Here is a 21996-nt window from a genome sequence, read left to right as displayed (position 1 = left end):
AAGAAATCGGTTAAGAAAGATTTAGAAAAGGGGACACATCAGAAATGAGAGTAGAAGATTTATCCACATATGAGATTATAGAGAAACGGCAGATCCCGGACATCAACAGCGTGACCTATCTGTGCCGTCACAAGAAGACCGGAGCAAGGGTGGCACTTGTATCCAATGATGACGAGAACAAGGTATTCTATATCGGTTTCCGCACCACACCCAATGATTCCACCGGTGTAGCCCATATTCTGGAACATTCCGTATTATGCGGATCGAAGGAATTCCCGGTGAAGGATCCTTTTGTGGAACTGGTAAAGGGGTCTCTGAACACTTTCTTAAATGCCATGACCTATCCGGACAAGACTGTATACCCCGTGGCCAGCTGCAATGACAAAGATTTCCAGAACCTGATGCATGTCTATCTGGATGCGGTTTTTTACCCGAATATTTACAAAAACGAATCTATTTTCCGACAGGAAGGCTGGCATTATGAGCTGGAAGGTGACAACGAGGAGCTGAAAGTCAACGGTGTGGTCTATAACGAGATGAAGGGTGCTTTTTCCTCTCCGGATGATGTGCTGGAGCGGGAGATCATGAATTCCCTGTATCCTCACACCACCTACGGCTGCGAATCCGGAGGTGATCCGGAAGCGATCCCCGAGCTGACCTACGAAGAATTCCTGAATTTCCACCGGAAATTCTATCATCCCTCCAACAGCTATATCTATCTCTATGGCAATATGGATATGGCGGAGAAACTGACCTTTATCGATGAGCATTATCTGTCTGCCTACGATGCCCTTGAGGTGGATTCCGAAGTGACGGAAGAGGCGGCATTTACCACGCCGAATCGTATTGTCAGGGAATGTCCCATCGGCGAGGGAGAGGACGAGGAGGAGAATACCTACCTGTCCCAGAACTTCTGCGTGGGCAATAGTCTGGACCCGAAGCTTTACATTGCGTTCCAGATCCTGGACTATGCCCTGTGTTCCGCTCCAGGAGCACCCTTAAAACAGGCCCTGGTGGACTGTGGTGTGGGTAAGGATGTCTACAGTATCTATGAGAATGGTATCCGCCAGCCCTATTTCAGTGTGGTGGCGAAGGACACTTCCGTAGAGAAAGAACAGGAATTTTTACAGGTAACGGAAGAAGTGCTGAAAAAGCTGGTAAAGGACGGCTTCGACGAAAAGGCATTGCTTGCCGGCATCAATTATTATGAATTCAAATACAGAGAGGCGGATTTCGGTTCCTACCCCAAGGGACTTATGTACGGTTTACAGGTGCTGGACAGCTGGCTGTACGATGACAGACTGCCGTTCATTCACATCGAGGCCAACGAGACTTTCGCTGAACTTCGAGGGAAAGTGAAGACCGGATATTTTGAGGGTCTGGTACAGAAATATCTGCTGGAAAATACCCATCGCAGCGTGGTGATCTTGCAGCCGAAGCTGGGACTTCTGGAAGAGCAGGAGCAGAAACAGCGGGAAAAGATGGCACAGGTGAAAGCTGCCATGAGTCCGGAAGAGATCGAGAACGTGAAGGAGACCTTCCAGAAGCTGACCGAATTCCAGGAGAGCGAAGACGCAAAGGAAGATCTGGAGAAAATCCCTCTGTTAAAACGGGAAGATATGAAGAAAGAGGCAAATCTGCCGGTGAACGAAGTGCGGAGCATTGGAGATACCACACTTTTGTATCATGATCTGTTTACAAACGGCATCGGCTATTTACGTCTGATCTTCAGATTGGATCAGATCCCCGGTAAATATTTCCCGTATATCGGCATTTTGAAGGGCTGCCTGGGACTGTTAAATACGGAGCATTATGCTTATGGAGATCTGTTTAATGAGATGAATCTGGTCACCGGCGGCATGGCTGCGGTAAATAATGTCTATGGCAAGCTGCAGGATACGGATCAGTTTATACTGACTCTGGAACTGAAGACGAAGGTATTTTATGACCGCCTTGCGGAAGCAATCGATCTGATGCGTGAGATCGTAATGACCAGTGATTTTACGGATGCCAAGAGACTGTATGAGATTCTGGCGGAGGGCAAGTCCCGGATGCAGGCACAGATGACCTCCGGAGGACACAGTGTGGCGGCCGGAAGAGCCTTATCCTACGGCAGTATTCCCGGAGCTGTGAGCGAAGAGATTTCCGGTATCCCGTTCTATCGTCTGATCACGGATCTGGAAGCTCATTTTGACGAGAAAAAAGAAGAATTGGTGGAAATCTTACAGACCTTAGTGAAAATGATCTTCCGTCCGGAAAACCTCATGGTGGATTTCGTAGGTGAGGAAAAAGCCGTGGCTCTTTTAGATGCTCCGGTGGAGGCTTTCAAAGCAGCACTTTATATGGAAAACGTGGAAAAAGAACATTACATTCCGGAAACCTCCCGGAAAAACGAAGGTTTCTTAACCTCCGGTCAGGTCAATTACGTATGCCGTGCCGGTAATTTCCGCAAGAGTGGACTGCAATATACGGGAGCATTAAGAGTACTCAAAGTCATGATGGGGTATGAATATCTGTGGGTTAATGTCCGTGTCAAGGGTGGTGCCTACGGCTGCATGTGCAGCTTCGGCAGATCCGGTGACAGCTACTTTGTCTCCTACAGAGATCCGAATCTGGGCAAGACCATTGAAACTTACGAGAAAGCTGCAGATGCCATTGCAGAGTTCACAGCAGATGAACGTACCATGACCCAGTATATCATCGGTGCGGTCAGTGATCTGGACGTACCCATGAATCCGGCGGCAAAGGGACTGTATTCCCTGAGTGCCTATATGACAGGACTGGATAATGCCACTTTACAGAGAGAACGCGACGAACTACTGGCGGCTACCGAAGAGGATATCCGTGCATTGTCCGCACATATCCGTGCATTTATGCAGGAGGATCTGCTCTGTGTCGTAGGCACGGCTTCTAAGATAAAGGAGGAACAGGAGAGATTCCTGAAGGTGGAAAATCTTTTTTAAAACGGCAAAAGGAAAGCTGCGATTTTGCAAAAGTGGTTCTGAATCGTAAAAAGATCAAATAAATAAAGAACTTTTGTGATATTATTTCGTTTATAGAGGTGAACAATAAAAAGTCAACAGCAGGCGGATCCGACAGGCTGTCAGGATGCCGTCCGCAGAACGGAGAGGGTTATGAAAAAACGAAATTTTGAAACAAAGATCATTACAGGGTTGCTCACTGCCGGCATGATATTATCGCTGACCGCCTGCGGCAGCTCATCGAACGGCAGTTACGGAATCAGTGATCTCATGGATGCGGATTATGCTGTTGCTTCCAAGGAGGCAGCTGCACCGGAGGCGTCCGCTTATGAAGATGGATTTGGCATGACAGAAGGGTACGATTCCGCAGGAAATGCTCAGGACACAAGTACTACAGTGCCTGAGGAGACTGCAGCCACAGCAGACCGGAAACTGATCAAGACCGTGAATATGGATGTCGAGACCAGGGAGTATGATAAGCTGTTAAGCGCGGTAGAGAATAAAGTAACAGAGCTCGGCGGCTATATCGAAAGTCTGGATGCCTATAACGGCAGTACATATTATAGTTATCGTTCTACAAGGAATGCCAATCTGACCATCCGCATCCCGAAGGACAGACTGGAGGAGTTCCAAAATACGGTCTCAGAGCTGGGCAATGTGACCAGTCGTTCGGAGAATGTACAGGATGTGACACTGACCTATGTGGATCTGCAAAGTCACAGGGATGCCCTGCAGACGGAACAGGAGAGACTGTTGCAGCTGTTGGAACAGGCGGAGAGCATCGAAGACATCATTACCATCGAACAGCGCCTGTCCGATGTGAGATACCAGCTGGAAAGTATGGAATCCCAGTTGAGAAGTTATGATAATCAGGTTGACTACAGCACCGTATACCTCTATATTGATGAAGTAGAGGTCTATACTCCGGTAGAGGAAGAGACCACATGGGAACGTATTTCTGCAGGCTTTATGGACAGCTTAAAGAGTATCGGCGAGGGTATTAAGGAAGCAGCCATCTGGTTCGTGATCCATATCCCCTATCTGGTGATCTGGGCCATCGTGATCGTGATCATTGTACTGATCCTGAAAAAGATCAAGAAGCGCACGAAGCGGATCCGGGCGGAGGAAAAGAAAAAATTCGCCGAAGAGGAAGCAAGAATGCAGAAGACTTTGCAGAACACGGCAGAGAATACAGCAGAGAATGCGGTAGCCACACAAAACAGCAATGAGTGAGAATCTATAAGATAAGCCGGACGGACCGGCGGCTGACAGAAAAGCGTCAGGGAAAAAGACAAGAACAGGAGAAATAATAATGAACGAAAATCCGGCATACAAATCCGGCTTTGCCACACTGATCGGACGTCCCAACGTAGGAAAGTCCACACTGATGAACCGACTGATCGGACAGAAGATTGCCATTACATCTAACAAACCCCAGACCACCCGTAACCGTATCCAGACGGTGCTGACACTGGACGAGGGACAGATCGTATTTCTGGACACTCCCGGTATCCATAAGGCGAAAAACAAGCTGGGCGATTACATGGTCAATGTTGCGGAGCATACATTGAACGACGTGGATGTGATCCTGTGGCTGGTGGAGCCCACGAACTTTATCGGTGCCGGAGAACGTCATATTATTGAGCAGCTGAAGAAGACCAAGACTCCCGTGATTCTGGTGATCAACAAGACGGATACCGTGAAAAAGGAAGAGATCCTGGCGTTCATCGATACCTATCGCAAAGAACTGGATTTCCAGGAGATCGTTCCGGTGTCCGCACTGAAGGGAGACAACACGGATGTGCTGATCCAGTGTATTTTAAAATATCTGCCTTACGGCCCGGCATTTTATGATGAAGATACCATCACCGACCAGCCCATGCGTCAGATCGTGGCGGAGCTGATCCGTGAAAAGGCTCTGAGACTTTTGTCCGAAGAAATTCCCCATGGTATTGCCGTGACGGTGGAAAGCATGAAGGAGAGAGGCCGGATCTGTGACATCGAGGCCACGATCATCTGTGAGAGAGATTCCCACAAGGGTATCATTATCGGCAAAGGCGGACAAATGCTGAAAAAGATCGGCTCCCAGGCCCGCCCGGAGATCGAGGATATGCTGGAAATGAAGGTCAATCTGCAGCTTTGGGTGAAGGTGAAGAAGGACTGGAGAGACAGCGACATCTTATTGAAAAACTTCGGATATAATCCGAAAGACATTGAGATGGGCGAATAGAAAAACGAAATTTGCAGACCCTATTTTTACAGAGGATAATACACTGATAGAAGAGGGGGATGCGTAAGATGCAATTCACGAATTACTGGCAGCAATTTGAACATACCGGCAGAGTGGAGGATTACCTGAAATACCTGCAGAGCGCGGGAAAGGAGAAACCTTTGGCTGGTGCGGAATGTAAAAGCCCCCTGGTGGATTGCAGAGCGGAGGGGCGTACAGACCTGTCCGCAGGGGAGGATGGATCATGCAGGAATCCCTGTATGTAACGGGAATTGTATTAAAACAGACACCCTTCGGTGAATATGACAGGCGTGTATGCCTGCTTACCAGAGAAAAAGGGAAGATCACTGCTTTTGCCAGAGGGGCCAGAAAGCCCGGTAACCGGCTGGCTGCAGCGACCAACCCTTTTGCTTTTGGCTCTTTTCGTCTGTATGAAGGACGGAACTCTTATACGATATCGGAAGCAGAGATCCGGAACTATTTTCCGGAACTGATGACGGACTACGTGGGGGCATGCTACGGTATGTATTTCGCGGAAGTGGCGGATTTTTACTGCCGGGAGAACAACGATGAGAAAGAAATGATGAAACTGGTCTACCAGTCGCTGCGGGCTTTGTGTGCACCGGCACTTCCCAATGAACTGGTGCGCAGTATTTTTGAACTGAAGGCCATCGTTGTCAACGGAGAATATCCGGGAGTACCGGAGGAGCGCAAACTGGAAGAATCCACACGGTATGCACTGAAGTACATAGCGGAGAGTTCTGTGGAAAAGTTATATACCTTTACCGTATCGGACAAGGTTCTTGCAGAACTTTCACAGATCGCGTCGGAATATCGGAAGCGTTTCATGGACAGGTCGTTCAAAAGTCTTGAAATACTGAAAACTCTATGTTAAAATCGGTTATGGCTGATGCCAAAAAAGGAGACTCATTTATGAGGCAGAATAGAATAAAAAAGTTTCTTACGGCAGGATTGTCGGGGCTTTTGATACTGTCCCTCACAGGCTGCGGTCAGGCGGCAAAACTTCCCGAGACTGTAGTGAATACTTCTCTGGTGGTGGAGAAGGACGGCAAAGTGACCTCTTATCTGGTGAATACTTTTGACAAAGACTTCTACAATCTGGACGGCCTTACACAGATGGTGGAGGAAGAGGCTGAGGAATTCAATGCCACACATACAGAGGCTACAGAGAATCCCATGAATGTGAAAACGGTGCAGGTTTTGGGAGACGGAGTCATGGTGCAGGTGGTACAGGAGTTCGCCGATACGGACAGTTATGCCGAGTACAACGAACAGGACCTGTTCTACGGGACCAGAGTGGAAGCGCTGGCACAGGGGCTCACGGTGAATCGGGAACTTGTAAACGCAGCGGACGGCACTCCGGCGGATTCTGAGAAGCTGGACAAGGCGTTGGAAAAGAATCATCTGATCATTACAAATGCAAGCGCATATATATACTGTCCTTATCCGGTGCTATATATCAGCGAGGGTGTGGTCATGGGAGAGGATGGGTATGTGGATGCCTCCCAATCCGATGGTGTCGTTACGATACTGATGAAAAAATAGGCTTTACAGTAATACAAATATAGAGCAAGAAAGGTTTGGTACTGACATGGAAAAGACAATGGAGAAAATCGTAGCCCTGGCAAAAGCAAGAGGTTTTGTATATCCCGGTTCCGAGATCTACGGAGGACTGGCAAATACCTGGGATTACGGTAACCTTGGTGTAGAACTGAAGAATAATGTGAAAAAGGCATGGTGGCAGAAGTTCGTGCAGGAGAGCCCTTACAATGTAGGTGTGGACTGTGCGATCCTGATGAATCCCCAGACCTGGGTGGCCAGTGGACATCTGGGTGGTTTCTCCGATCCTCTGATGGACTGTAAGGAGTGTCATGAGCGTTTCCGTGCAGACAAACTGATCGAGGATTTCTGTGAGGAGAACGGCATTGCCATTGAAGGCAGTGTGGACGCATGGAGCCAGGAAGAAATGAAGAATTTCATCGAGGAGCACAATGTTCCCTGTCCTACCTGCGGCAAGCACAACTTCACCGACATCCGTCAGTTCAACCTGATGTTCAAGACCTTTCAGGGGGTTACCGAGGATGCCAAGAACACGGTTTATTTAAGACCCGAGACCGCACAGGGTATTTTTGTTAACTTCAAAAATGTACAGAGAACTTCCCGCAAGAAGATTCCCTTCGGTATCGGACAGATCGGTAAATCCTTCCGTAACGAGATCACACCCGGCAATTTCACTTTCCGTACCAGAGAGTTTGAACAGATGGAGCTGGAGTTCTTCTGCGAGCCCGGCACCGATATGGAGTGGTTCCAGTACTGGAGAGGCTTCTGCCGTGACTGGCTGCTGTCTCTTGGCATCAAGGAAGACGAGATGAGACTTCGTGATCACTCTCCTGAGGAACTGTGCTTCTACAGTAAGGGAACCACCGATATTGAGTTCCTGTTCCCCTTCGGATGGGGCGAACTGTGGGGTATTGCGGACAGAACCGATTATGATCTGACCCAGCATGCCAATACCTCCGGCGAGGATATGACTTACTTCGATGATGAGAAGAAGGAAAAATACATCCCTTACGTTATTGAGCCTTCTCTTGGTGCAGACAGAGTGGTTCTGGCATTCCTGTGTGCAGCTTACGACGAGGAAGAGTTAGAGGGCGGCGATGTTCGTACTGTGCTTCATTTCCATCCCGCACTGGCACCGGTAAAGATCGGTGTGCTGCCTCTGTCCAAGAAACTGAACGAGGGTGCGGAGAAGATCTACGCAGAGCTTTCCAAGAAATACAACTGTGAATTTGATGACAGAGGAAACATTGGTAAGAGATATCGTCGTCAGGACGAGATCGGAACTCCTTTCTGCGTAACTTACGATTTTGATTCCGAGACAGATGGCTGCGTTACCGTACGTTTCCGTGATTCCATGGAGCAGGAGCGTGTTGCTATCAAAGATCTGGATGCTTACTTTGCAGATAAGTTTACATTCTAAGATCACTATTCAGGAGCAGAAAGATTTTTCTGCTCCTTTTCAATATCTTTTTCTATTGGTACGAAAACTTTGATACTTACAGTGGAGGGGACAGCGTGGAACCGATCGAAGTGTTTCAGATTCTGGGAATCGAACAGACAAAAGACGAAAGGGCACTGAAGAATGCCTATCGTGACAAGCTGACGGTAACGAATCCGGAGGATGATCCGGAAGGCTTCAAGCGACTGCGGATGGCTTATGAGGAGGCCTGCCGCTATGCCGGAACGCCGGATGCAGAAGAGAACGAGGAGGCGGAACCGACGCTGGAGGACGATACTCCGGCTGGACAGTGGGTACGTGGTGTTCGGAAGGTCTATGAGAATATTACGGACCGCTGTGATGTGGAAAAATGGAAAGCGCTTTTTGAGGCGGATGACTTTCTTTCTCTGGAGGAAGAGGAAAACTGCACCACTTATCTGCTTCGTTTTCTGATGGAACATTATAAGCTGCCGACCGCAATCTGGAAGCTTCTGGATGAGAAAATCCACATTGTACAGAATGCGGGGGCCTTCAGAGAGCGCTTTCCGGCACAGTTTGTAAGCTATATGGTACATAAGTGCGAATCCGGGGAAGAAGTGGATTTTTCCGAGTTCCGTGGTGCGGAAGATGCGGATTACGATCAGTTTCTGCAATATTATGACAGAGCTTATCAGGCGCTGCAGGAGAAAAAATTACAGGAAGCGGAGCAGATGATCGGATGTGGGGATGCTCTGGGGATTACCCACCCTGTTATGGAAATCTGCCGTGCGTCCCTCTATGAAGGAAAGGGACAGACCGCAGAAGCCATTACTTTGTTAAAGAAACTGTCTGCAAAATATCCGGAGGATGATCTGATCGCTTACAATACGGCGGAAATACTGTGGAGAAATGAAGGGCGCGTAGAAGCGTCTGCTATTTATGAGAGTCTTCGGGAGAAGCTGCCGAAACACTACATGGCGAACCTGCGTCTGACGGACTGGTATTATGAGCAGGGGAACTATAAAGAGGCAAAAAAATGTGCGGAAGAGATTCTTTCCGTAGGCGGAGACGACACATTTCTGGAGACACTGCAGAAGATCAACACCGAACTGGAACGGGAAATGAAACGGGAATATGCGCAGAACCATGATCCCGGTCTGGGACTGGATCTGGGCTGGTGTTATCTGCAGGATGGCAGGACCGATCTGGGAATCCGCACGGTCAGGGAGCTGGAAGCAAAAGTTCCTGCGGACAGGCGTGAGGAATATCTGGGACTTATGACAAAACTGCTGGCAGAAGCGGCAGAATATGAGAAGGCAATTTCCACGGCAGCCAAATGGGAAGAAAGCCTGGAGAAAAAGATCCTCCGGGATACGGATGCCGAAGAGGAGGAAAAAGACAGAGACCGGATCCGACAGTCACATATGATCCGGATGCAGTGCTATCGGGCTTATGGCTATGTACAGCCAGAAAAATTCGCCGAAGCCATTGCGGAAGCGGAAAAAGCCGAGACCGGAACACCGAAGGATATCGGTATGCTGATCGAAAAGGCACAGATCTATGTGGAGATGGAAGAGTATGAACGCTGTGCGGAGATATCCCAGAAACTGATCGGGGATTATCAGGTTTACGCTGCATATGCCAACGAACTGGAAGCGGCGAAGAGGCAGTGGAATGCAGCGGGGGTGATCCAGAACGGCAGAGCCTGTCTAAATTATTTTCCAACCTATGTCAAGGCCTATGAAATGATGGCAAAGGTGTACATGGATCTGACACATCCGGAGGAACTGAAGGAACTGTTACAACAGGCGAAGGATAATAATGTCAAAAGTGTGATCCTGGATGCCTATGAATGGCAGCTGACCAATACGGGGCTTCCCCAGGAACAGATGAACGACGCTATAGATAAATTCCGGAAGGAATATCTGAGCAAACTGGAAGCGGGCAAGACCATATTTTACCGGAGAGGACTTCCGATCATTACGGAATATCTGTATGCCTACCCTTGTGAATTTTTACTGGTGGAGCGGGGAGATTTTCATAATGCGGCGGGCTGTCTGGAGGCGGCAAAAGCGGATTATGAAAAGGCGCTTTCCACGAACCCGGCCAATCCTTTTGCCTGGAAGGGACTGGCACGGATCCACAGATGCCGCGGCAAATACGATGAAGCCATGATCTGCCTGAGAAAATGTGTATTTTTCTATGAAAAGAGCGGAACACAGAATCATGCCTGGCCGGAACTGATTGCGGAACAGGCAGAAATTTATTTTTTGCTGGGTAATACGGAAATGGCGGAACAGTTTTACCGGAGATACCGTGAGATGACGGGAAGTGCCGGAGACCGGGACCGGAACCGTATGAGGGATTTCGCCAGATGTCTGGCCTGCAATGACAAGACTACGGAGGGATTAAAAGTTCTGGAGAAGGCATTCGTCAATGTACTGGATGCGGCAGGAGAAAAGCTGGATCTGTGTGTCTGGTGCGGGGAAAAGACGATCGCCGGAAATATTCTGACATCGTGGCCGGAGAAGATCGAACTGCTTGGGAAAAATACCGGGAATACCCAGGAGTATTTCGAAGATTACTTTTTCCATCTGGGATGGTATGGGCTGATCTGTGGTTCCGGAAAAGTGGCCATCAAGAATATGGATAAGGCACTGATCTTCAATAAGGAGGATCTCAGCAAAAAGGATGACATTGCGGACCTGATTCTGGCATGCATCCTGTACGGAGATAAGAAGAAAGGTGCTGACTATGCACAGGCGCTGAAAGCCTGCATGGAAAGAGAAGATAAAAGCGGCAAGGATGTGTATCTGAAATATCCGAAGCTTCGGATCGTACACGAATATCTGGCGGGATATTATACGGCCACCGATGAGGAACAGGATACGCTCCTGCAACTGGACAAAGACTGTTCCTTCTGCCATGGCTGTGTACATCCCGTCTGCGAGGAACTGGAGATGGTACGGATACTGCAGATGCTGAAAAAGGGCCGGGAGAAAGAAGCACTGGAGCGGCTGAAAGAGCAGATGCAGGAACATCCCGGAATGGGATTGCAGGCCATCTGGCACCGGTATCATTCGGAACAGGTGACGAAGGATACGGATCCTGCCGTAGCCGCTTTTCACAAGGAAAAGCCGCAGCCGGAGAAACGGGGATTCTGGCAGAGGCTGTTCGGGAAGAAGTAAAAAATTAAAATGAAGAGAGAAGAAAACATATGATAGTCGGAATCGATTTGGGAACCACCAACAGTCTGGTGGCAGCATTTACGGAGGAAGGACCTGTGATCATCCCCAACCGTCTGGGAAAACATCTGACCCCCTCTGTGGTCAGCGTGGATGAGAACGGCAATGTCTATGTGGGGGAGACGGCACAGGAACGCAGAAACCTCTATCCCGACAGTGTGGCGCAGGCATTTAAGCGCAGCATGGGAACGGATCGCACTTATGACCTGTCCGGCAAAAAGTTCCGCCCAGAAGAATTGTCCAGCATGATCCTGCGTTATCTGAAAGAAGATGCGGAAGCCTATCTGGGGGAAGAAGTCACAGAGGCCGTGATCAGTGTACCGGCCTATTTTGACGACAAGAGAAGAAAAGCCACCAAGCGGGCCGGAGAACTGGCCGGGCTGAAGGTGGAGCGTATGATCTCGGAGCCTACTGCAGCGGCGGTGGCCTACGGCCTGTACGAAAAAGAAAAAGACACCAGATTTCTGGTATTTGACCTGGGCGGCGGAACTTTTGATGTCTCCATTCTGGAGCTGTATCACAATATTCTGGAGGTGCGGGCGGTAGCCGGAGACAATTATCTTGGCGGTGAAGATTTCACGGAAGTGATGTCGAAGCTTTTTCTGCAAAAGACAGGACTGCATTATAAGGATCTGTCGGAGAAAGAACAGGTGCGTCTCTATAAAAAGGCAGAAGAAGCCAAGCGGGGAATCAGTGATCAGACTGCGGTGACCATGGAACTTATGCTGGGTGAAGAGAACAAAACGGCAGAGATCACCTTAAAAGAATATGAGGAAGAGTGCGAAGAACTGCTAATGAAGATCAGGGAACCGGTGAAGAAGAGTCTGGCGGATGCAGGACTGAAGCTGTCGGACATCGATGAGGTATTGCTGATCGGTGGAGCCACCAGACTGTCGGTGGTCAGGGATTTCCTGATCAGGCTGTTCCGCAAATTCCCGGATACAAGACTGAACCCGGACGAAGCCGTGGCACTGGGCGCGGCGATCCAGGCGGCCATGAAGGAACGCCGGGAGGAGGTAAAGGAAGTCATTCTGACGGATGTATGCTCCTTTACATTGGGAACGGAAGTCGTGGTGGAATACGAGGAAGGCAAATTTGAAGACGGCCGTTTCTGTCCCATCATTGAGCGCAACACCGTGATCCCCGCCAGTCATACGGAGCGGTTGTACACTGTCAGAGACAATCAGGACAAGGTGCGCGTCCGGGTACTGCAGGGAGAGAGCCGTTTCGCCAGAAATAATCTGTTTCTGGGAGAACTGAACATTGATGTTCCCAAGGGGCCCAGAGGCAGTGAAGCCGTGGATGTGACTTACACCTATGACATCAATTCCCTGCTGGAAGTGGAAGTCAAGGTGGTATCCACCGGACTGACCCAGAAAATGATCATCAAGGGACAGGACAACCAGATGACGGATGATGAGATCCAGAAGCGAATGGAAGAATTGTCCTACCTGAAGATCCAGCCCAGAGACCTGGAGGAGAACCGTCTGGTGCTTCTCAGAGCGGAGCGGATGTATGAGGAAGCACTGGGAGACCGGAGAAAAGAACTGGATCGTTATATCACTGTTTTCGAGGCTGCATTGAAAAAGGGCATAAAAGAGGAGATCGAGGAGGCCAGAGAGGCATTGAACGAGATCCTGGAAGACGAGGATGAGTGATGTTTTATCCTTGACGCGGCGAAACGATAACATTATAATGTAGAAATGTAGGTTTATTTTCCGAAAGGTGTAATTTTTAGACAAGGAGACCGAGAGAATGAGACAATTCACTTCTGATGAGCTGAGAAAAGCTTGGAAACAATTTTATATAGACCGTGGCCATGTGGATGTGGGAGCAGTATCCCTGGTATCTGACGGATCCACCGGTGTTATGTTCAACGTAGCGGGCATGCAGCCTCTGATGCCTTATCTGCTGGGACAGAAGCACCCTCTGGGTACCAGACTCTGCAATGTGCAGGGCTGCGTTCGTACCAACGATATCGATTCCGTAGGTGACAAGAGCCATGTGACTTTCTTCGAGATGATGGGAAGCTGGAGCCTGGGAGATTATTTCAAGAAAGAGCGTTGCCAGTGGAGTTTCGAACTACTGACACAGGTATTCGGATTTGATGCCGACCATCTGGCTGCTACTGTATTTGCCGGTGACGAGAATGCACCCAGAGATGAGGAAGGCGCACACTACCGTATCGCTTCCGGTTTCAAGAAGGAGAATGTATATTATCTGCCTGCCGATGACAACTGGTGGGGACTGGAATACGGCCCCTGCGGTCCCGACAGTGAGATGTTCTATATTGCAGACAGACCGGACTGCGGACCGAACTGCGGACCCGGCTGTGACTGCGGTAAATACACGGAGCTGGGTAATGATGTATTTATGCAGTATGAGAAGCATCATGACGGTCATCTGACCCCCTTAAAGCAGAAGAACGTGGATACCGGTTGGGGTCTGGAGCGTATTCTGGCCTTTTTAAACGGTACCAGAGATGTATACCAGACAGACCTGTTTGCCCCGGTGATCGCTTACATTGAAGAGGCTTCCGGTGTGAAATACAATGCGGATGAAAAGCTGACCAGATCCATGCGTATTCTGGCAGACCATCTGCGTACCAGTGTAATGCTGATCGGTGACGAAGCAAAGCTGCTTCCTTCCAATACCGGTGCCGGTTATATTCTCCGTCGTCTGATCCGTCGTGCGGTAAGACACGGACGTACTCTGAATATGACTACAGAGCAGCTGCTGCACATTGCTGCCATGTACATTGATGAGATCTATGCAGAAAGTTATCCTCTGATGAAAAAGAACAGAGAGTTCATTCTGAGCGAACTGCAGAAGGAGATCGCACGTTTCGAGAGCACTCTGGAGAACGGCATGAAGGAGTTGCAGAAGATTCTGGAGCAGAAGAGAAGTGAAGGTAAAAAGGAGATCGACGGCAAGTCCGCATTCTACTTATATGATACCTTCGGATTCCCTCTGGAGCTGACTGTAGAGCTGGCACAGGAAGAGAATCTGACCGTAGATGAGGAAGGCTTTGCCGCTGCCATGGAAGAGCAGAAGCAGAAGGCAAGAGAAGGACAGAACTTCTCCCAGAAGATTACCACCGCAGCAGGTGTATTCGATGGACTGGATGAGAAGGTCACCAGTGAATTTGTAGGTTATGATAAACTGACCGCAGAAGGAAAGGTAGTAGCACTGGCCACCGAGACTGAACTGGTAAACACCTTAAAGATAGGTGAGACCGGTACACTGATCACCGATGTGACTCCGTTCTATGCTACCATGGGCGGACAGAAGGGTGACTTTGGTGTGATCAGCACCGAAAACGGTACTTTTGAAGTGACTGAGACCGTGAAGATCGCAGGCGGACGCATCGGACATATGGGTAAGGTCGTATCCGGAACAGTTACTGTGGGAGACAAGGCAGAGCTGGCAGTGGATACCGACAACAGAAAGAGCGTATGTAAGAACCATTCCGCAACCCATCTGTTACAGAAGGCACTGCAGATCGTACTGGGTGATCATGTAGAACAGCAGGGTTCTTACCAGGACGGCGCAAGAACCCGTTTTGACTTCAGCCACGGACAGGCTATGACTGCAGAAGAAATCGCTAAAGTAGAGGCTCTGGTCAACGAGAAGATCGCAGAGGATATTGCAGTTGTTACCGATATCATGAGCATCGAGGATGCGAAGAAGAGCGGAGCTATGGCTCTGTTCGGAGAAAAATACGGCGATACTGTCCGCGTGGTATCCATGGGAGACTTCTCCAAGGAACTGTGTGGTGGTACTCATGTAAAGCATACCGGTGAGATCGGTTACTTCAAGATCCTGTCCGAGAGCGGTGTCGCTGCCGGCGTCAGAAGAATCGAAGCACTGACCGGTGCCAACGTGATGGCATACTATCAGGCTATGGAAGAGAACTTCAATAAGGCAGCCGCAGCCGCAAAGGCAGCTCCGGCAGCCCTGACCGAGAAGATCCAGCATATGCAGGCAGAACTGAAGGCTCTGAATGCTGAGAACGAATCCCTGAAAGCCAAGATGGCACAGTCCGCACTGGGCAATGTCATGGATCAGGCAGTGGAAGTCAAGGGAACAAAGCTTCTGGCAACCAGCGTAGACGGTGTGGATATGAATGGCTTGCGAGACCTGGGCGACCAGCTCAAGGATAAGCTTGGCGAAGGCGTTGTCGTACTGCTCTCTGCACAGGATGGCAAGGTCAATATGATCGCCATGGCAACAGACGGTGCTGTAAAGGCCGGTGCCCATGCAGGCAACCTGATCAAGGGAATTGCCGCACTGGTTGGCGGTGGCGGCGGCGGACGTCCGAACATGGCGCAGGCCGGCGGTAAGAATCCCGCAGGCATTCCCGCAGCGATCGCGGAAGCGTCCAAAGTACTGGAGGGTCAGCTCGCATAATGGAACGAGAGAATCTGAAATCCCGTTTAGGCTTTATATTGCTGTCTGCCGGCTGTGCCATTGGTATCGGCAATGTATGGAAGTTCCCGTACATGGCCGGCCAGGGCGGCGGTGGCGCATTTGTATTGTTTTATCTGATCTTCCTGGTGATCCTTGGTCTGCCGATTATGACCATGGAGTTCGCTGTGGGAAGAGCAAGTAAGAAAAGTCCCGTAAAGGCTTACCAGGCACTTGAGAAGCCGGGACAGAAGTGGCATATCCACGGGTATTTCACGCTGGCAGGCTGTTATCTGTTAATGATGTTCTATACTACCGTAGCAGGCTGGATGTTACACTATTTTTATATGACGGCTACCGGTAAACTTTCCGGCCTTTCCGCAGATGCGGTAGCGGATCAGTTTACCCGGATGTTGGCAGATCCAGGGGTCATGATGTTCTGGATGGTACTGGTGGTAGTCATCGGTGTCGTCATATGTGCCGGTGGCCTGCAGAACGGTCTGGAGCGTGTGACGAAAGTCATGATGATCGCACTGCTTGCCATCATGGTAGTACTTGCCATCAACAGCTTCTTCATGGCGGGAGCAAAGGAAGGTCTGAAGTTCTATCTGGTACCTGATTTTGGACGTATGCAGGGGGTTGGTGTGGTATCTACACTGGTAGGTGCCATGAATCAGGCATTCTTTACCTTAAGTCTTGGCATTGGTGCCATGGCGATCTTCGGAAGCTACATCGGCAAGGATCATTCCCTGATGGGTGAGTCCGTCAGAGTTGTGGTACTGGATACTTTCGTGGCAATTACCGCAGGACTGATCATTTTCCCCGCCTGCTTTACCTATGGGGTGGATCAGACTTCCGGGCCCAGCCTGATCTTTATTACTTTGCCGAATATTTTCGCAAATATGCCTTACGGCCGCCTGTGGGGAAGCCTGTTCTTCCTGTTCATGGCGTTCGCAGCTCTGTCTACAGTACTGGCGGTATTTGAAAATATCATCTGCTGTGGTATGGAACTGACCGGTGCCAGCCGCAGGAAATCTTCCTTGGTGAACCTGTTCCTGATCATTGCATTGTCCGTGCCCTGCGTACTGGGGTATAATGTGTGGAGCTGGGATGGTTTTGCTGTCTTCGGCGGAGCAGTGCTGGATTTTGAAGATTTCCTGGTAAGTAATCTGTTCCTGCCGTTAGGATCTCTGGTATATCTGTTGTTCTGCGTGACCAGATACGGCTGGGGATGGGAGAACTATAAGGCAGAAGTAAATACCGGCAAAGGCTTAAAAGTCCACGACTGGATGCGCGGTTATCTGACTTGCGGACTGCCCCTGATCGTGATCTTTATTTTCCTGTTTGGAATTTATGATAAGTTTTTTAAATAAGATTTTGTTAAAGCCAGTAGCTCGCATGAGAATAAGAACCGCAGACCCGCTTTCGCTTCGGACGCTTAACCGTAACGGTACATAAGCGAGGAAAATACCCTCGCTAAGTACCGACGGTTGCTTAGAGTCTGCTTGTCCTTATTTTCATGCGGGCTACGGAGACTATAATATAATAAAAAATTAAAAAAGTAGTTGACGAATGTATTTTTTATGCTATAATATCAAATGTGTGTAGAACAACTGCGCATTAGAATAACCCAGTCAGTCATGTTACTTGAAGGGACTGAAGGGAGGTCGGGTGTAAGATGTCAAACGTAATCGTAAAAGAGAACGAGACTTTAGATAGCGCTTTACGTCGTTTCAAGAGAAGCTGCGCTAAGGCTGGTATCCAGCAGGAGATTCGTAAGAGAGAGCATTACGAGAAGCCTAGCGTAAAACGTAAGAAGAAGTCTGAAGCAGCAAGAAAACGTAAATATAACTAATGCAAGACAACAGTCCTCGGCGTAATCACCGGGGACTTTGTACTTATGAGGGAAACAAAATGTGGAATTATGAAATACTGGGAACAGATATCTATCATCTGTTAGCAGCGTTTGTATTGTACAGTATTCTTGGCTGGGCATTGGAATCTACCTATATGTCTTTTTGCAATCACAAGCTGACCAACCGTGGCTTTGGCAAAGGCCCCTTTTGCCCGATCTACGGTTTCGGCGGAGTGCTGGGATATCTGATTTTAAGTCCCCTGCGCGGGAAACTGGTAAAGCTGTATTTTCTTGGAGCCATTCTGGCCACCACTTTTGAATATCTGGTGGGAATCGGTATGATCCGTTTCCTCGGAGAGCTCTGGTGGGATTATAATAACAAGCCCTTCAATTACCGTGGTATCATCTGCCTGGAAAGTACTGTTGCCTGGGGCTTTTATGCAATAGGAATCGTACAGTTCGTTCACGATGCCATGTATCACATTATTGACAGAGTACAGATCCAGGTGGGCATCCGTTTGATTCAGGTAATTCTGGCGATTGTAGCTGTGGATTATGTGGTCCAGCTGATCAAAGTATTTCACATCGATGTGCGTAGCAAGGGTGAAGCCCTGAAGGAACGCTGTCAGGCACTGATCACCAGACTGTAGTGTTCCGGACGGTTGGATTACAGGTATATACAAGGCCATACGACCATATCTTTTAGAAGAAAGGATAAGGGAGTGTGGCTTTTTTATGCAAAAAAACAGGAAAAGGATTTTCACATGGATCTTACTTTTTACGGTCAGCATACAGGTATTCTGGTGGGACGGGATCAGTGTGTCTGCGGAGCCGGCGGCAATCGAAGCTCCCAGTGCCGTGCTTCTGGAGAGCTCTACCGGGAAAGTGATCTTTGAACAGAATGCCAGAGAGCGCAGAAGTCCCGCCAGTATTACCAAGATCATGACATTGCTATTGACATTCGAGGCATTGGATCAGGGGAAGATAAAACTGGAGGATCCGGTGACCGTCAGTGCTTACGCCAGTTCCATGGGAGGCTCCCAGGTATTCCTGGCGGAGAACGAGGTACAGACCTTGGAGACCATGATCAAATGTATTGCTGTAGCTTCTGGCAACGATGCCAGTGTGGCGGTGGCAGAATACATAGCGGGGAGTGAAGAGGCTTTCGTGGATCAGATGAATCAAAAGGCGGCAGAACTGGGAATGGTGGATACACATTTCGAGGATTGTTGCGGACTGACGGATTCCGACGGACACTATACGACAGCCATGGATGTGGCCATTATGTCCAGAGAGCTTACGGTGAAATATCCCCAGGTCTTTGAGTATACCGGTATCTGGATGGAAGACATCACCCATGAGACCAGACAGGGCAGCTCTACATTTACCCTGAACAGTACCAACAAGCTATTGAAACAGTACCAGTGGGCTACGGGACTGAAGACCGGATCCACCTCCAAGGCTAAATTCTGCCTGTCTGCCACTGCCACGAAGGATGGTATTGACCTGATTGCCGTGGTCATGGGAGCCCCGGACTACAAGGCACGTTTTAAGGATGCTCAGACACTGTTAAGTTACGGTTTCAATGTCAGTGACCTGTATCTGGATGAGAATACGGATGCATTGGAGGACCTTCGGATAGAAGGTGGCGTGGAAGATACTGTACCTGTCAGATACCAGAGCGAATTCCGGTATCTGGATACGGAAGGCAATTCGCTGGACGGAGTGAAGAAAACCATAGAATTACCGGAGGAGGCACAGGCGCCTGTCGCAAAGGGGGCGGAGGCAGGCAGAGCGGTCTATCTGTTGAACGGAGTGGAGATCGGAAGCGTTCCGATCCTGTATGAAAATGATGTGGCGAAAGCGGTATACAAGGACTACCTCTTTAAAATAATGGAATTTTATCTTTTGTAAGCCCGAAAAATATGTTATACTATAGAACATATTGGCAATTAACTGGAAATAGACCATGGGGGCAAAGAATTTGGATGTGGTGATTACCGTGATCGCAGTGATCCTGGTGGTTCTTGTATGGATAATGCTGTACGACAGCAATCGTTTTGTGGTACGGCATTATTTCCTGCGGGATCAGAGAATCAAAAAGCCTGTTAAGGCAGTGGTTCTGGCGGATCTGCACAATAAGAGATACGGAAAAGAAAATGAGCGCCTGCTGCAGGCCATTGATGAGATAAGGCCGGACATGATCCTGATCGCCGGAGATATTCTGACGGCAAAGCCGAAGGCAAGTCTGGAGACGGCGGTGGATCTGCTTACGAAGCTTGCCGGGAAATATCCGGTCTACTACGGCAACGGCAATCATGAACACCGTTTGAAACTGTACCCGGAGAACTACGGAGATATGGCGGAGCGGTACGAGGAGGCCCTGCAGAAGATCGGAATCCGGAGGCTGGTGAATGAACATACCGTTCTGGAAGAATCCGGGATCTGCATTTACGGATCGGAGATCGACAAGCTGTATTACAAGCGCTTCGGGATCCAGCCCATGGATCCGGAGTATCTGAAAAGTCTGTTGGGACAACCTTCCGCAGAAAAGTATACGATCCTGATCGCCCACAATCCGGATTATTTTCCGAAATACGCGGACTGGGGAGCAGATCTGGTGCTGGCCGGCCATGTCCACGGCGGTATGGTGAGAGTCCCCATCTGGGGAAAAGGCGTGGTGTCTCCCAATGTGAGACTTTTTCCAAAATATGATGGCGGAGAGTTCACACTGGGGAAAACCAGAATGCTGCTCAGCAGAGGACTAGGAATGCATACGATTCCGATCCGGCTGTTCAATCCTGGAGAGGTCCTGGAAGTGGATCTGCTGCCGGTGGGAGAAGAGGCCGGTGGGAGCGATGAGGGGAAATAGGAGTTTTATTACATGGCAATATCTGTAAAACTGGAAGCATTTGAAGGTCCTCTGGATCTGTTGCTTCATTTGATCGAGAAAAACAAAATAGACATCTATGATATTCCTATTGTTGAGATCACGGCCCAGTATCTGGATTACATCAGGCAGATGCAACGGGAAGATATGAACGTCATGAGTGAATTCCTGGTAATGGCGGCAACACTGATCGATATCAAGTGCAAAATGCTGCTGCCCAAGGAAGTGAACGAGGACGGCGAGGAAGAGGATCCCAGGGCGGAGCTGGTACAGAAGCTGTTGGAATACAAGATGTACAAATATATGTCTTTCGAACTCAGAGACCGGCAGGTGGATGCTGCCAGAAATATGTACAGAGAACAGAGACTTCCGAAGGAAGTGGAAGCCTACAGACAGCCCATCGATTACGAAGAGCTGATCGGCGATATGAACTTGAACAAGCTTCACGAAATATTCAAATCTATTGTGAAGAAACAGGAGGACAAGATCGACCCTGTCCGCAGCCAGTATGGCAATATCGAAAAGGACGAGGTGGATATGGACATCAAGATGCTGTATGTGGAAGCTTATGCCAGAGAACATAAGACCTTCAGTTTCCGAAAGCTTCTGGAGAAGCAGAACAGCAAAATGGAGGTCATCGTTACTTTCCTGATCATTCTGGAGCTGATGAAGACCGGCAAGATCAACATCAGTCAGGAAAATATATTCGATGATATTATGATTACATCTAACGTTTAAGATACAGTGAGGTCGGAACATGGAACGCAGTAAAGCAGAAGCAGTAATAGAAGCCATCCTTTTTACCATGGGGGATTCCGTGGAGATCAGCAGACTTGCGGAAGTGATCGAAGAGGATGTGAAGACCACAAAATCCATTTTAAAAGATATGGCGGCGCGGTATGAGGAAGAGAACCGTGGCATCGGACTGACACAGTTTGACAATTCGGTACAGCTGTGTACCAAGTCGGATATGTATGAATACCTGATCAAGATCGCCAAGACTCCCCGAAAGATGACATTGACGGATACGGTTCTGGAGACCCTGTCCATCATTGCCTATAAGCAACCGGTAACAAGACTGGAGATCGAGAGAGTCAGAGGGGTCAGCTGCGATCATGCCATCAATAAGCTGTTGGAATACGATCTGATCACGGAGTTAGGGCGGCTGGATGCTCCCGGAAGACCTCTGCTGTTCGGCACAACGGAACAGTTCCTTCGCTGCTTTGGTGTGAAGAGCCTGGAGGAACTGCCGGAACTGAACCCGGTGCAGGTGGAGGAATTCAAACAGCAGGCGGAGCAGGAAGTACAGCTCACATTAAACATATAATAGAATAGGACAAAGAATCAGCCTCATAATAATCATAGTAATAAGGGACTCTTTTGGGAGTGA

Annotated in this window: 17 protein-coding genes; all 17 read left to right on the top strand. The window is 49.1% G+C overall.

Going from position 1 to position 21996, the window contains the following annotated elements:
* The first annotated feature begins 44 nt into the window (after window positions 1–44).
* Window positions 45–2963 (top strand): insulinase family protein, encoded by a 2919-nt coding sequence (locus ACLTOH_RS01540; RefSeq protein ID WP_412223169.1) that lies wholly within the window; start codon window positions 45–47, stop codon window positions 2961–2963.
* Between the two features lie 171 nt (window positions 2964–3134).
* Window positions 3135–4214: a DUF4349 domain-containing protein gene (locus tag ACLTOH_RS01535; protein ID WP_337412987.1), complete on the top strand. Its 1080-nt coding sequence runs from the start codon at window positions 3135–3137 to the stop codon at window positions 4212–4214.
* A 79-nt stretch (window positions 4215–4293) separates the two neighbouring features.
* Window positions 4294–5211: a GTPase Era gene (gene era / locus ACLTOH_RS01530; protein ID WP_022313376.1), complete on the top strand. Its 918-nt coding sequence runs from the start codon at window positions 4294–4296 to the stop codon at window positions 5209–5211.
* Between the two features lie 59 nt (window positions 5212–5270).
* Entirely contained in the window at window positions 5271–5477 is a 207-nt protein-coding gene (locus ACLTOH_RS01525; protein WP_337412988.1) for a hypothetical protein, read from the top strand.
* The gene (recO, locus tag ACLTOH_RS01520) at window positions 5456–6106 is read left to right on the top strand and encodes a DNA repair protein RecO (RefSeq protein WP_412223168.1); all 651 of its coding nucleotides are present in this window, start codon (window positions 5456–5458) and stop codon (window positions 6104–6106) included. The genes ACLTOH_RS01525 and recO overlap by 22 nt, the downstream gene beginning before the upstream one ends.
* A gap of 38 nt (window positions 6107–6144) precedes the next feature.
* Complete coding sequence (locus ACLTOH_RS01515) at window positions 6145–6777, top strand: hypothetical protein (protein ID WP_337412989.1); 633 nt, start codon at window positions 6145–6147, stop codon at window positions 6775–6777.
* A 46-nt stretch (window positions 6778–6823) separates the two neighbouring features.
* On the top strand, window positions 6824–8212 hold the full coding sequence (locus ACLTOH_RS01510) for a glycine--tRNA ligase (RefSeq protein ID WP_117464948.1): 1389 nt from the start codon (window positions 6824–6826) through the stop codon (window positions 8210–8212).
* A gap of 95 nt (window positions 8213–8307) precedes the next feature.
* The gene (locus tag ACLTOH_RS01505) at window positions 8308–11397 is read left to right on the top strand and encodes a tetratricopeptide repeat protein (RefSeq protein ID WP_412223167.1); all 3090 of its coding nucleotides are present in this window, start codon (window positions 8308–8310) and stop codon (window positions 11395–11397) included.
* 29 nt (window positions 11398–11426) lie between these two features.
* Window positions 11427–13112, top strand: a complete 1686-nt coding sequence (locus ACLTOH_RS01500) for an Hsp70 family protein (protein WP_412223166.1) — start codon at window positions 11427–11429, stop codon at window positions 13110–13112.
* Window positions 13113–13209: 97 nt separating this feature from the next.
* The gene (gene alaS / locus ACLTOH_RS01495) at window positions 13210–15864 is read left to right on the top strand and encodes an alanine--tRNA ligase (RefSeq protein WP_412199806.1); all 2655 of its coding nucleotides are present in this window, start codon (window positions 13210–13212) and stop codon (window positions 15862–15864) included.
* Entirely contained in the window at window positions 15864–17234 is a 1371-nt protein-coding gene (locus ACLTOH_RS01490) for a sodium-dependent transporter (RefSeq protein WP_412223165.1), read from the top strand. The genes alaS and ACLTOH_RS01490 overlap by 1 nt, the downstream gene beginning before the upstream one ends.
* Window positions 17235–17539: 305 nt before the next feature.
* On the top strand, window positions 17540–17716 hold the full coding sequence (gene rpsU, locus ACLTOH_RS01485) for a 30S ribosomal protein S21 (RefSeq protein WP_016290398.1): 177 nt from the start codon (window positions 17540–17542) through the stop codon (window positions 17714–17716).
* Between the two features lie 59 nt (window positions 17717–17775).
* Window positions 17776–18366, top strand: a complete 591-nt coding sequence (locus tag ACLTOH_RS01480) for a putative ABC transporter permease (RefSeq protein WP_117464953.1) — start codon at window positions 17776–17778, stop codon at window positions 18364–18366.
* An 85-nt stretch (window positions 18367–18451) separates the two neighbouring features.
* Entirely contained in the window at window positions 18452–19630 is a 1179-nt protein-coding gene (locus ACLTOH_RS01475; protein ID WP_227733070.1) for a D-alanyl-D-alanine carboxypeptidase family protein, read from the top strand.
* 55 nt (window positions 19631–19685) lie between these two features.
* A complete protein-coding gene (locus ACLTOH_RS01470; RefSeq protein WP_412223163.1) occupies window positions 19686–20588 on the top strand; it encodes a metallophosphoesterase in 903 nt (300 codons plus the stop codon).
* Between the two features lie 12 nt (window positions 20589–20600).
* Window positions 20601–21344, top strand: a complete 744-nt coding sequence (locus tag ACLTOH_RS01465) for a segregation and condensation protein A (RefSeq protein ID WP_022313388.1) — start codon at window positions 20601–20603, stop codon at window positions 21342–21344.
* Window positions 21345–21363: 19 nt separating this feature from the next.
* On the top strand, window positions 21364–21933 hold the full coding sequence (gene scpB / locus ACLTOH_RS01460) for an SMC-Scp complex subunit ScpB (protein WP_022313389.1): 570 nt from the start codon (window positions 21364–21366) through the stop codon (window positions 21931–21933).
* Window positions 21934–21996 lie beyond the last annotated feature (63 nt).

The sequence above is a fragment of the Waltera sp. genome, from assembly GCF_046969025.1.
GTDB lineage: Bacteria > Bacillota > Clostridia > Lachnospirales > Lachnospiraceae > Acetatifactor > Acetatifactor acetigignens.
The sequence above is the reverse complement of the archived record's forward strand: the minus strand, read 5'-3'. Positions and strand labels throughout refer to the sequence as shown.